We start from the raw sequence: 11,898 nt of genomic DNA, 5'->3' as shown, positions 1-11,898 counted from the left end.
TGACTACTTCAGCTCGCGGCTGGAGTAGCCGAGCAGCCGGCGGGCGATGACGAGCAGCTGGATCTGCTGGGTGCCCTCGAAGATGTCGAGGATCTTGCTGTCGCGTGCCCACTTCTCGAGCAGCTCGGTCTCGGCGTAGCCGGTCGCGCCCGCGAGCTCGACGCAGGCGAGAGAGACCTCGACGCACGTGCGCCCGGCCTTCGCCTTGGCCATCGAGGCCTCCATCGAGTTGGGCTTGCCGTTGTCGGCCATCCAGGCCGCACGAAGGGTGAGGAGGTAGGCGGCCTGGTAGTCGGCCTCCATCTGGAGCAGCCGGGCGGCGGCCGCGGGCTGGGTGGCCGCCGGCCGGTCCGGGTCGGGCACGACGCCGGCGTCGGCGAGCAGCTCGGTCGTGCGGTCCAGGCTCGCGCGGGTCAGGCCCAGGGCCATCGCGGCGACGAGCGGCCGGGTGTTGTCGAAGGTCTGCATCGCGCCGCCGAAGCCGCCCTCGATGCGGATCTCCGGGTCGCCGAGGAGGTCCTCGGCGGGCACCCGGCAGTCCTCGAGGCTGAAGGCGGCGGTGTCGCTCGCCCGGATGCCGAGCTTGTGCTCGAGCCGCACGAGCCGCATCCCGGGGTTGTCACGGCGCACGACGAAGGACTTGATCGCCTGCTTGCCCAGGCTGCGGTCGAGGGTCGCCCACACGACGACGAGCTCGGCCCGCTCCCCCGCGGTGACGTAGATCTTCTCGCCGTTGATGACGTACTCGTCGCCGTCCTTGACCGCCGTCGTGCGGATCGCCCCGGAGTCCGAGCCGACCTCGGGCTCGGTGATCGCCATCGCGGCCCACTTGCCCGCGTAGCGGGCCTTCTGCTCCTCGGTGGCGACGGCCGCGATCGCGGCGTTGCCCAGGCCCTGGCGCGGGATCGACAGGGTGAGCCCGACGTCGCCGCGGCAGGTCTCGAGGATCGAGAGCACCGAGGAGAGATTCGAGCCGTTCCTGTTCTCCCGCTCCCCCTTCGCCCGCCGACCGGACCCGACGGCGGCGACGTCGCCCTCGGTCGCGCCGTCGTCCTTCGCCCGGGTCGAGGAGGACGCGCCGGCGCCCTGGCCGGCGCCCGAGTCGCTCAGCCCGTCGATGACGGCCGAGACGAGGTCGAGCTCGGCCGGGTACTCGTGCTCCGCGCAGTCATACTTGCGCGAGATCGGCCAGAAGACCTCCTCGGCCATGCCGCGGGCCTGGGCGACGAGCGGGCGGAACTTCTTCGGGACCTCGAGGTCGATCATGTCGGCAGTCCTTGTCGTGTCGGGGGACGAAGGGGGATGAGCGAAGGGGGACGAACGGCCCGCTCAGACGAGCAGGGTGCCCTCGAGCAGCCCGGCACCGCGCAGGTCGCGGTACCAGCGCTCGTTGTCGAACTCCTTGACGAAGCCGTGGCCGCCGAGCATCTGCACGCCGTTGCTCCCGACGAGGGTGAGGTGGCGGGTCGTCAGCGCGCGGGCCTGGGCGATCTCGGCGGACGCGTCCTCGCCGCGGTCGAGGCGAGCAGCCGCCTTCCACACGACGAGGCGCAGGGCAGCGATCTCGACGGCCATGTCGGCGACGGTGAAGGCGACGGCCTGGCGGTGACCGATCGGCTCGCCGAAGGCGGTGCGCTCGGTGACGTACTGCGAGACCTGGTCGAGCACGGCCTGGCCGGTGCCGACGGCGGCGGCCGACCACGCGAGCCGGGCGCGACGCACCGCGTCGAGGTGGTCGTCCGTCGTGCCGAGGAGGTGGGCCGAGGGGACGCGCACGCCGGTGAGGTGCAGGCGCGAGGTGCGCGCCGCGCGCAGCCCCATCGCCGGGTCGTCCTCGACCTCGACGCCGGGGGTACCGGGCTCGACGAGGACGAGCCGGGCCTGGCCGTCGACGCTCGCGCTGACGACGAAGAGCTCGGCCCGGTCGGCGCCGGGCACGAGGGCCTTGACCCCGTCGAGCACGACCTCGTCGCCCTCGGTGCGGCCGGTGGTGCGGGGCGAGAGCGGGTCGAAGAGCGGCTGCGGCTCCATGAGCGCGAGCGCGGCGACCGGCGGGTCCTCCCCCGTCAGCTCCGGCAGGTAGGTCGCCTGCTGGTCGGCGTCGCCATAGCTGGCGATCGCGGTGGCGACGGCCGCCGGGGCCATGATCGCGGTGGCGATGCCCATGTCGCCGCGGGCGAGCTCTTCGAGGACGAGCACGGCGGTGACGGCCGAGCGCTCCTCGGCGATGCCGTCGAGCTCGGCCGGCACGCCGATGAGGTGCAGACCCACCTCGGCGGCGGCGCTGCGCACCTCGGCGGGGACGGCGCGCTCGGCGTCGGCCTGCTTCGCCGCGGGCCGCACGACCTCGTCGGCGAGCTCGCGCGCCACCGACTGGATCATCTGCTGGTCCTCGGTGGGCGTGAGGTCGAACATCTGGCGGGGGCGCGCGTGTGCGGTGCGGGCGGCCTGGCCCGAGCCCTTCTTCTTCGCGAAGGCGCGACCGGCGGCGGTCTGCGCGCGGAAGCTCGTCACCGCGCCCTTGTAGAGGTACCGCTCGACGGTCGCCCGGACCTTCGGGTCCTTCAGACCGGGCAGACCGCCCGCCTTGGCGATGAGGCGGAGCCCGAGACGCTGCCCCTTGTCGGCCAGCGACGTGGATTCGGTGGTGGCCATGCGGCATACCCCTTCGTGACGCTCGTCGGCGACCGGTCGCGCAGGGCGACGTCGGCCAGGTGTGCGATACCGACAGTACCTGCTACCGCGCGTACCGGTAACCCCGCGTCTCAGGTGAGGCCCACCACAGCCCCGACGTCACACGCCGCCGGCTGGCTGCGGCCCCGCCTCGTCGACCGGCGCCGCCCCACCGGCGACCTTGCCCCGGCGGTTGATCCGGCGCTCGAGGTAGCCCGCGAAGGTCGTCAGCGAGAAGTTGAGGACGATGAAGATCAGCGCGGCGACGACGAGGGGCTGCAGGGTGTTGCCGCCGGCGGCGAGGTTGCGCGCCTGACGAAGCAGCTCGGGGTAGGTGATGATCGCGCCGAGCGCGCTGTCCTTGAGGATGACGACGAGCTGGCCGACGAGCGCGGGGAGCATCGCGGTGATCGCCTGCGGCAGCTGGATCGCGCGCAGCGTCTGCCCCGGGGTGAGACCGATGGACAGCCCCGCCTCGCCCTGGCCGGCGGGCAGCGAGCCGACGCCCGAGCGGACGAGCTCGGCGATGACGGCGCCGTTGTAGAGCGTCAGCGCCGCGACGACGGCGACGAAGGGGTTGGTCTCGGGTGCGAAGACCCCGCGCAGCGCGAGGAAGTAGAAGAAGGCGATCATCATGATGAGCACCGGCACGCCGCGGAAGAACTCGACGACGATGCCGCTCACCCATCGCACGGCCCGGTGCTGCGAGAGCCGCCCCATGCCGAAGACGAAGCCGAAGACGAGGGCGAGGACGACGGCGACCGCCGCCGAGCGCAGCGTGCTGATGATCCCGGGGACGAAGTAGAACTCCCAGGACTGGCGGGTGAACATCGCCGTCCACTTCGCCGCCTCGAGCTCTCCGCGCTCCTGGAGCCGGCTGAGGGCCACGTAGACGAGCCCGGCGAGGACGAGCGCGGAGAGGATCGTGAGGATCAGATGACGCCGGCGGGCCTTGGGGCCGGGGGCGTCGAAGAGGACCGAGGTGCTCATCGGCGCACCGCCACCTTCCGCGAGAGCGAGGTCAGCCCGACACCGATGGGCAGGGTGAGGGCGAGGAAGAAGAGGGCGATGAGCCCGAAGAGCTGCCACGTGAGGTCGGGGCGGAACTCCAGCCCCTCGGCCATGAAGTACGAGGCCTGCGCGACCCCGATGATCGAGGCGACCGTCGTGTTCTTGATGAGCGCGATGAGGACCGAGGCGAGCGGCGCGACGGCCCCGCGGAAGGCCTGCGGCAGCACGACGTGGCGCAGCGACTGGCCGAAGCCCAGCCCGATCGAGCGGGCCGCCTCGGCCTGGCCGGGCGGCACGGTGTTGACGCCGGAGCGCAGCGCCTCGCACACGAAGGCCGCGTGGTAGACCGACAGCCCGAAGATCGCCCAGCGCACGGCCTCGTCGACGAGCGCCGTCTGGCTGGTCTGGTCGACGATCGAGATGCCCAGACGGGTGCCGAGCACGGTGAGCGAGAAGAGGACGACGAGCGTCAGCGGGGTGTTGCGCACGACGTTGACGTACGTCGTGCCGACCCCGCGCAGCACGGGGATCGGGCTGACCCGCATCACCGCGAGGAGCGTGCCGAGCAGGCTCGCCCACAGCGCCGACCACAGCGAGAGCTTGATGGTCATCCAGAAGTAGGACCAGACCGGGAACTGGTCGAAGAGCTCACCCATGGTCGGGGCGCTCCTTTCGCTGCGGCGGAGAGGGGGTCGGGACGGGACGAAGGGGGCGCGGCAGCCGCGCCCCCTTCGTCACCGCGTCGAGAGGGTCAGGCGCACTCGTCGACCTTCGGCGGGTTCACCGAGTCGTCGACCTCGAAGCCGGCCGGGCCGAAGTTGTCGTCGACCGCCTTCTGCCAGGCGCCGTCGTCGACCATCTTCGTGAGGGCCTTGTTGATCTGGTTGCACATCTCGGTGTCGCCCTTCTTGATCCCGACGCCGTAGCGCTCCTCGGAGAAGGTCTTGCCGACGACCTTGAGCTTGCCCTTGTAGGTGTCCTGCGCGGCGTAGCCGGCGAGGATGGTGTTGTCCGTCGTCAGGGCGTCGAGCTGGCCGTTGACGAGGCCGTCGAGGCACTCGGAGTAGGTGTCGAACTCGCGCAGCTGCACGCCTGGCACCTCCTCCTTGACGTTCTCGGCGGAGGTCGAGCCGGAGACCGAGCACAGGCGCTTGCCGTCGAGGTCGTCGACGCTGGCGATGTCGGAGTCGTTGGCGACGAGGAGGTCCTGACCGGCGATGAAGTACGGACCGGCGAAGGAGACCTTCTCCTTGCGCTCGTCGGTGATCGAGTAGGTCGCGAAGATCATGTCGACCTGACCGGTCTCGATGAGGGTCTCGCGCTGGGGGCTGGGGGCCTGGACGAACTCGACCTCCTTGCCCATCTCCTTCGCGACGTAGTTGGCGACGTCGACGTCGAAGCCGCTGTAGGTGTCGCCCTCCTTGAAGCCCAGGCCGGGCTGGTCGAACTTGATGCCAACCTTGACGGTGTCGCCGGAGCCGCCGCCGTCGCCCCCGGCGTCGCCGCCCGAGTCGCCGCCGCAGGCGGTCAGACCGAGGGCCAGGGCCGCGGCGGAGCCGATGGCGAGGATGCGTCGCTTGCTCATGATTTCTCCTTCGTCGGGGCCGCGGTCACGGCCCGTGGGGGTCGATCGAGGTGGGTCAGTGGGTGAGGATCTTGCCGAGGAAGTCCTTGGCCCGGTCGCTCGTGGGGTTCGTGAAGAACTCCTCGGGCGTGGCCTGCTCGACGATCTCGCCGTCGGACATGAAGACGACGCGGTCGGCGGCGCGGCGGGCGAAGCCCATCTCGTGGGTGACGACGATCATCGTCATGCCGGTCTGCGCGAGCTGGGTCATGACGTCGAGGACCTCGTTGATCATCTCCGGGTCGAGGGCCGAGGTCGGCTCGTCGAAGAGCATGATCTTCGGGTCCATCGCCAGGCTGCGGGCGATGGCGACGCGCTGCTGCTGACCCCCGGAGAGCTGGGCCGGGTACTTGCCCGCCTGGTGGCCGACGCCGACCCGCTCGAGGAGCTCCATGGCGCGCTTGTTCGCCTCGGCCTTCTTCTTCCCGCGGACCTTCATCGGGCCGAGGGTGACGTTGTCGAGGATGCTCTTGTGCGCGAAGAGGTTGAAGGACTGGAAGACCATGCCGACGTCGGCGCGCAGCCGCGCGAGCGCCTTGCCCTCCGAGGGCAGCGGCTCGCCGTCGATGGTGATCGTGCCGGACTCGAAGGTCTCGAGCCGGTTGATGGTGCGGCACAGCGTCGACTTGCCCGAGCCGGACGGCCCGATGACGACGACGACCTCGCCGCGACCCACGGTGAGGTCGATGTCCTTGAGGACGTGGAGGTCGCCGAAGTGCTTGTTGACGCCGTCGAGCACGACGAGGGGATCAGCCATGCCGGGCAACCTAGTCGCTGCGGGGCGGCCCGCCCCCTCCCCCGGCGCGGCCGTTGCCAAAGGGTGACCCGCCCCCTTCGCCTCGACCGGTCGCCGTCGACGATCGGTCACGTCCTACGCTCAGGCCATGGCCAAGCACATCCCCAAGGACCGCACCGGGCTGAGCCTGGGCTACCGGGCGCTGTGGCGCACGCGCTACGTGCTCTACACCTTCTTCGGCCCGGCGACCCAGAGCGGGATGCGCGACCCCCACTACCGGATGCGCGCCGAGCGCCTCGAGCGCGTCAACGCCGCCCGCGCCGCCCAGGGCCTCGAGCCCGTCGAGGACGTCGACCCCCGCGCCCGCTGACGCAGAGGCTGGCACCAGCCCCGGTTGCAACCCGCGCACCTGCCGACATCCCGAGCACTCCCCCGAGACGTTGGCACCAGCCCCGGTTGCAACCCACGCACCTGCCAACATCCCGAGCACTCCCCCGAGACGTTGACACCGGCCCCGGTTGCAACCCACGCACCTGCCAACATCCCGAGCACTCCCCCGAGACGTTGACACCAGCCCTGGTTGCAACTCACGCACCTGCCAAGATCCGAGGCTCATGATCCACGCGCCCGTCGGATGAGACCGCGACGTACGACGGGCGGTCGAGGTCGGCCCAGGTGAGGCGGATGACGCGGTAGCCGAGAGCCCGCAGCCGGTCCTCGCGGATCTTCTCCGCCACGAGAGCATCACGCCCCTCGGCGCCGTCGTACTTCACCGCACCGTCGAACTCGACCACGACATCGCCGTCTACGAGGAAGTCGACGCGTCCGACGAAGTCACCGTCGTCGTCGTAGATCGCCACCTGGCTACGGACGTCCAGACCGAGCTCGACGAGCACGAGCCGGGCTCTCGACTCGCCCACCGACTCGCATCTCGGGTCGCTGAGACGGATCAGCCGGTAGCCATGAGACCTCGCGCCCGCCCCGACGAGCCGAGCGACGACCGCTTCGACCTCGTGAGTGGTGCACCGGCCCTCGTGGAGGGCTGCATCGAGCGCGACTAGGGCATGGGGAAGCCCGTGCCCCAGAAGTGTCTGGACAACCGCGACGGGGATCGGCACAGCATGCGATGACCCGGTCGGAGCCGATCCCGCACCTACGAGACGCCCGCTCTCGAGCTCGTCGGGGGTGGCCCCGCTCACCTCGGGGTCGATGCTGCTGATAGCGCGCGGGTAGAGACGGAAGCCGCGGTCACGTCTGACCCGGAGCACGTCCGAGGCCAGCTCGACGTCGGCGAGGTGGGGGTCGAGCACCGGGAGCCCGTGGAGGGCCAGAGCACTGCGATGGCTGGAGATGTCGTGGGCATTCTGGCGGGCGGCGAGGACGGCACGCGTCCGCATCGCAAACCGCTCGGTGGGATCGGCTCCTTCCCACGCGGCGCCGAGGACGTACGCGTTGCGTCGCACCCGGATCGCCTCACCGCTGCGGCAGATGCGACGTAGATGCCGGTCGTCGAGGTCGAGGGCCAGCACGTCGGCCCGGGTGAAGACGTCTCCTCGGGCGACCGCCCGTGCAACGAGTCGTGGGTCCATCACCTCATCGTTGCGGCGCACCTGCCGACCGGCACTCAGTTCTCCACAGCCCCCAGAAGTTGGCAGATGCTCGTGCTGCAACCCGAGCACCTACCAACTTCTCGGGGCTGGATCGGGTCGCCGACGGCAGCGTGGGGTGTGACTCAGGCTGGCGCCGACATCTTGGTGCGGCGGGTGCACCGTGCGGCGACGACGAGACCCGCACACCCGGTGGTCGGGTGCGCGGGTCTCGTCGCTGCGGCGAAGGGGGTGTCAGCCCTGGAGGTCCTCGAGGTCCTTCGCGACCCGGCGGTGCGCCTGCCAGATCTGCTCGGGCAGGTCGTGGAACTGCCGGAGGTGCTCCTCGCGGTAGCCCATCTCCTCCTGCCAGCGCGCCTTGTCGATCGTGAGGACGGTGTCGAGGTCGGCGAGCGCCTGCTCGTCGAGACCCTCGAGCAGCAGCTCGTCACGGGTCGGGATGACGCCGACCGGGGTGCGCTGACCGGTGACCTCGCCGGCGCGGTACTGCATGAGCCACACGAGGGGCCGCAGGTTCTCGCGGTAGCCCGGCCACAGGAAGCGGCCGTCCTCGCCGCGCTGGAACCAGTTGACGTGGGCGAAGACGGGCTGGTTCTTCGCCTGGCCGACGACGTCGAGCCAGTGCTGGGCGTAGGCACCCTCGCCGTAGCTCATGAAGGGGCGCATCGACATCGGGTCGTAACGCAGCACGCCCTCCTTGCCGTCCGCCGCCGCGGTCGCCTCGGCGCCGAGCGTCAGGCCGTCGTAGACGCCCTCCGCGAGGTCGTCGATGGCGCGGATGAGCGGCTCGCGGTCGCGGGTGCGGCCGCCGAAGATGATGCCGTGGATCTCGACACCGCGGGGGTCCTCGTAGTCGTCGGCGACGTTGGGCACCTGTGACAGGACGGTCGTGAAGCGCGAGTTCGGGTGCGCCCAGGGGGCGTCCATCTCGTCCTCGGACCGGTCAGCGATGCGCTCGCCCTTCCAGTCCAGCCAGCCGTCGAGGTCGCTCGGGCGCTCGCCGCGGCCCTCCCACCACACGTCGCCGGTCTTCTCGTTGTAGGCGACGTTGGTGAAGATCGCGCCGGAGCCGGGCTGGATCGACTCGATCGCCGTCGGGTTGGTCTTCTCGTTCGTGTCCTTGGCGACGCCGAAGACGCCGTTCTCGGGGTTGAAGCCGCGCAGGACGCCGTCCTCGTCGACCCAGATCCACGCGATGTCGTCGCCGTAGAACTCGACGTAGTAGCGGTCACCGAGGGCGTCGGGCGCCAGGGTCATCGCGAGGTTGGTCTTGCCCGAGGCGCTGGGGAAGCCGCCGGCGATGTTGTACTTCTTGCCGGTCTGCTTGTCCGTGATGCCGAGGAGCATGAACTGCTCGACGAGGAAGCCGTTCTTCCACCCGTCGTAGGAGCCCTGGCGCAGGCCGTGGGCGATCTTGCCGAGCAGCGCGTTGCCGCCGTAGGAGCTGCCGAAGTGCAGGATCGTGCGCTCGTCGGCGACGGTGACGAAGTTGCGCATGTCGTCGGGCGTGCCCTGCTTGAGGTTCTCGAGGTCACCGGTGACGTGGACGGCGCGCACGAAGTCGTCACCCATGTCGTTGATGTACTCGACGCCGACGCGGGCCATGCGGATCATCTGCATGACGACGTTGCGGTTGTCGGTGAGCTCGACGCCCGCCGCGAACTTCGCGAGGGCGGACCCCTTCGGTGCCATGAGGTAAGGGATGACGTACATCGTCTTGCCGGCGAGGGCGTCCTTCATGTGGCCCTCGACGACCGGGCGCACCTCGGAGGCCGGCTTCCAGTTGTTGTACTGGCCGCGATCGGCCTCGTCGCTCGTCGCGACGATGGTGCGCTCCTCGGAGCGGGCGGTGTCCTTGCTGAAGGAGCGGGAGTAGTACATCCCCTCGCCCGCCGGCTTGAGCTCGCCGGCCTCGAGCGCCTCCTGCACGAGGCGCGCGTCGTCAGCAGCGCTCACGACCTCGATCCGCTCTGCACCGGTGTGCTCGGCCCACTGGCGCACGAACTGCGCCACGGACTCGTTGGTCAGACCTGCCGCCTCGAGCGCCTGGTCCACATCGGCCGTCGTCGTGATCACGCTTCTCCGCCCTTCGATGACACCCCGGCGCGTCCGCGCCGGGACCGCAGGACGTCGTCGGGTGACTCGTCTCGTCACCACGGGCGACGGCGTCCGCGGGCCCACCTAACCACGCCTGGGACCCCCGCTAGACCACCCGGCCGGGGATCGCCAGGAAAGTGTGAGCCACTCGTCACGAGCCTGCTGACCAGGCCTGATGCCGGGCAGAGAACGGCCCCGAACTTGCAACGTCCTGCAAGAAACGAGCCCCGACATCGTCGGTCAGCCGAGCAGGCCGAGCCGCTGGTAGAGCGGGTGCAGCACCTCGAAGCGCGCGCGGGCGTCGCAGCGCTCACCTCCGCCGAGGTGGGAGACGAGGTCCTCGACGTGCACCTGGTCGCCCGCTGCGTAGGCGGCGACCTGGTCAAGCGGGACGCCGTGGTCCTCGACGACGAGGTGGGTGCACTCCCCTTCGACGTCGAGGCTGATCTCGAAGCGCCCGTCCGGCTGGTCCGGGGTGCTCGTCTCGACGACGAGGCGCTCGCCCGGTCGGCACTCGCGCACCCGGACCACGCCCTCCCAGCCGGTCGCGACGAAGCGGGCTCTCAGCTCGCCCCCTTCGCGCAGGTCGCCGTCGACCTCACCGAGCCACACCGCCAGGCGGTCACGACTGGTGAGCGCCGACCACACGTCGTCGGGCGCCGCCCGGACGCGGTCCTCGAGACGCACCACGCCGCGGCCGTCCTCGGCGCGCAGGCTGCCGAGCACCCGTGCGCTCTCGTGCTCCTCGGGCGTCGTCACGCCGACCACCCCCGCCGCCGCCCACCGGACCGGAGCAGCCGACGGTCCGAGAGCAGCATCGTCCCCATGCCGGCGAGCGTAGGGCAGCAGGTCGGCGTGGACCGTCATGAGGTCGCGGCCGCGGTCGGCTCTCACACCTCGACCACCCCCGGGGACACGACGAGGGCCTCGGCCGGCGCATCCGCCGGGCCGAGGCCCTCGTCCCTCTGTCTCAACACAGAGTGCGCCCGAAGGGATTCGAACCCCTAACCTTCTGATCCGTAGTCAGATGCTCTATCCGTTGAGCTACGGGCGCGTGTCTCCCGGCGTGACGCCTGGCGACGAGGGCCGACTTTACCCCGTCCGTGCCGAGCAGACGAAATCGGCCGTCGCGCACCTCTGCTCAGCGCGTCGCGGCGCCCGCCCAGCCCGCTCCCGGAGGGAGCACGACCGGCTCGTCCGGCAGGGATCGCAGCACCTCGAGCATCGTGCGCACGGCCGGGCTCGGTTGACGTCGCGGGTCGGTGAGGACGCCGACCTGACGGCGCACGACCGGGTCGACGAGCGGCACGGGCACGAGGTCGGCGAAGGCCATGAGCGGCACGACGAAGCCGGGCACCGCGGTCACGCCGAGGCCCGCCGCGCACATGCCCGCGACCGTCGCGACGTTGCGCGCGGTGAGCCGCCGACGCGGCTCGACGTCGCACGCGGCGAAGGTCGCGTCCGTGATCGCCCGGATCGAGCTCGCCTCGTCGAAGGAGATGAAGGGCTCGCTGGCCAGCTCGGCCCAGGCCAGCTCCGCGCGACGGGCGAAGGGGTGGCCTCGCGCGACGAGGCACACGAGGTCGTCGCCCGCGACCACCTCGAAGCGCAAGGGGTCATCCCCCTTCGCCCCGGGCAGGCCACCGGTCTCGGCGGTGAGGGCGAGGTCGACCCGGCCGGCTCGCACGGCCGCCGCGAGCTGGGCGGCGAGCGAGTCCTCGAGCTGCACGTCAACCCCCGGCAATGCCTCGCGGAAGCGGTCGACGACCTGCGGCAGCAGCGTCGCGGCGAGCGACGGGAGCGCGGCGACCCGCAGGACCCCCCGCTGGCCCTCGAGGTAGCCGCCGAAGTGCGCCAGCTCCTCGTCGTAGACCCGCAGGATGCGCTCGGCCATCTCGACGAAGGCGACCCCCTCGGCGGTCGGCGCGACGTGCCGGGTCGTGCGCGCGAAGAGCTGCACGCCGCACGCCCTCTCGACCTCCGCGACCGTGCGGCTCAGCGAGGACTGGGCGACGTGCAGCCGGCGGGCCGCCTGGCTGAAGCTGCGATGGCGCGCCACGGCGACGACGGCGCGGCACTGCGCGAGTGTCGGGTTGATGCTCACAGCCGATCAATCTATCGAGAAGAGGTGTTAGACATGCATAAGTAGG

The 11,898-nt window shown here is 70.9% G+C and carries 11 protein-coding genes and 1 tRNA gene; 1 reads left to right on the top strand and 11 read right to left on the bottom strand.

Translation table 11 applies throughout. The features are described 5' to 3' along the window. Window positions 1-3: 3 nt before the first annotated feature. The 6 genes from EEW87_RS14745 to EEW87_RS14720 form a co-directional block, all read right to left on the bottom strand. Window positions 4-1,266, bottom strand: coding sequence for an acyl-CoA dehydrogenase family protein (locus tag EEW87_RS14745; RefSeq protein WP_123091450.1), 1,263 nt, complete (start codon window positions 1,264-1,266; stop codon window positions 4-6). Between the two features lie 63 nt (window positions 1,267-1,329). Further along, the gene (locus EEW87_RS14740; RefSeq protein WP_123091451.1) at window positions 1,330-2,655 is read right to left on the bottom strand and encodes an acyl-CoA dehydrogenase family protein; all 1,326 of its coding nucleotides are present in this window, start codon (window positions 2,653-2,655) and stop codon (window positions 1,330-1,332) included. Window positions 2,656-2,793: 138 nt separating this feature from the next. Continuing rightward, a complete protein-coding gene (locus EEW87_RS14735) occupies window positions 2,794-3,663 on the bottom strand; it encodes an amino acid ABC transporter permease (RefSeq protein WP_123091452.1) in 870 nt (289 codons plus the stop codon). Then, window positions 3,660-4,340: an amino acid ABC transporter permease gene (locus tag EEW87_RS14730; protein WP_068272654.1), complete on the bottom strand. Its 681-nt coding sequence runs from the start codon at window positions 4,338-4,340 to the stop codon at window positions 3,660-3,662. The genes EEW87_RS14735 and EEW87_RS14730 overlap by 4 nt, the downstream gene beginning before the upstream one ends. A gap of 95 nt (window positions 4,341-4,435) precedes the next feature. Beyond that, a complete protein-coding gene (locus EEW87_RS14725; RefSeq protein WP_123091453.1) occupies window positions 4,436-5,269 on the bottom strand; it encodes a glutamate ABC transporter substrate-binding protein in 834 nt (277 codons plus the stop codon). Between the two features lie 55 nt (window positions 5,270-5,324). Then, window positions 5,325-6,065, bottom strand: a complete 741-nt coding sequence (locus EEW87_RS14720; protein ID WP_068272648.1) for an amino acid ABC transporter ATP-binding protein — start codon at window positions 6,063-6,065, stop codon at window positions 5,325-5,327. A 127-nt stretch (window positions 6,066-6,192) separates the two neighbouring features. On the opposite strand from EEW87_RS14720, the gene EEW87_RS14715 reads away from it, so the two are divergent. Further along, complete coding sequence (locus EEW87_RS14715; protein WP_123091454.1) at window positions 6,193-6,414, top strand: hypothetical protein; 222 nt, start codon at window positions 6,193-6,195, stop codon at window positions 6,412-6,414. A gap of 217 nt (window positions 6,415-6,631) precedes the next feature. On the opposite strand, the gene EEW87_RS14710 is transcribed toward EEW87_RS14715, so the two are convergent. The 5 genes from EEW87_RS14710 to EEW87_RS14690 form a co-directional block, all read right to left on the bottom strand. Then, window positions 6,632-7,633, bottom strand: a complete 1,002-nt coding sequence (locus EEW87_RS14710) for a type IV toxin-antitoxin system AbiEi family antitoxin domain-containing protein (protein ID WP_123091455.1) — start codon at window positions 7,631-7,633, stop codon at window positions 6,632-6,634. Between the two features lie 252 nt (window positions 7,634-7,885). Next, complete coding sequence (locus EEW87_RS14705; RefSeq protein ID WP_240341614.1) at window positions 7,886-9,727, bottom strand: phosphoenolpyruvate carboxykinase (GTP); 1,842 nt, start codon at window positions 9,725-9,727, stop codon at window positions 7,886-7,888. 261 nt (window positions 9,728-9,988) lie between these two features. Next, window positions 9,989-10,507, bottom strand: coding sequence for an SRPBCC domain-containing protein (locus EEW87_RS14700; protein ID WP_205473741.1), 519 nt, complete (start codon window positions 10,505-10,507; stop codon window positions 9,989-9,991). Window positions 10,508-10,729: 222 nt separating this feature from the next. Further along, window positions 10,730-10,802: transfer RNA gene (locus EEW87_RS14695), tRNA-Arg, on the bottom strand. Between the two features lie 87 nt (window positions 10,803-10,889). After that, on the bottom strand, window positions 10,890-11,852 hold the full coding sequence (locus EEW87_RS14690; protein WP_123091456.1) for a LysR family transcriptional regulator: 963 nt from the start codon (window positions 11,850-11,852) through the stop codon (window positions 10,890-10,892). Window positions 11,853-11,898 lie beyond the last annotated feature (46 nt).

The organism is Janibacter melonis, from assembly GCF_003721155.3.
Classification (GTDB): Bacteria; Actinomycetota; Actinomycetes; order Actinomycetales; family Dermatophilaceae; genus Marihabitans; species Marihabitans melonis.
This window is presented reverse-complemented; position numbering and strand designations above follow the sequence as displayed.

Bases quoted from the DNA above. Each gene is read 5' to 3' on its own strand.
- EEW87_RS14745 (WP_123091450.1), bottom strand. From the start codon at position 1,266: ATGATCGACCTCGAGGTCCCGAAGAAGTTCCGCCCGCTCGTCGCCCAG.
- EEW87_RS14740 (WP_123091451.1), bottom strand. From the start codon at position 2,655: ATGGCCACCACCGAATCCACGTCGCTGGCCGACAAGGGGCAGCGTCTC.
- EEW87_RS14735 (WP_123091452.1), bottom strand. From the start codon at position 3,663: ATGAGCACCTCGGTCCTCTTCGACGCCCCCGGCCCCAAGGCCCGCCGG.
- EEW87_RS14730 (WP_068272654.1), bottom strand. From the start codon at position 4,340: ATGGGTGAGCTCTTCGACCAGTTCCCGGTCTGGTCCTACTTCTGGATG.
- EEW87_RS14725 (WP_123091453.1), bottom strand. From the start codon at position 5,269: ATGAGCAAGCGACGCATCCTCGCCATCGGCTCCGCCGCGGCCCTGGCC.
- EEW87_RS14720 (WP_068272648.1), bottom strand. From the start codon at position 6,065: ATGGCTGATCCCCTCGTCGTGCTCGACGGCGTCAACAAGCACTTCGGC.
- EEW87_RS14715 (WP_123091454.1), top strand. From the start codon at position 6,193: ATGGCCAAGCACATCCCCAAGGACCGCACCGGGCTGAGCCTGGGCTAC.
- EEW87_RS14710 (WP_123091455.1), bottom strand. From the start codon at position 7,633: ATGGACCCACGACTCGTTGCACGGGCGGTCGCCCGAGGAGACGTCTTC.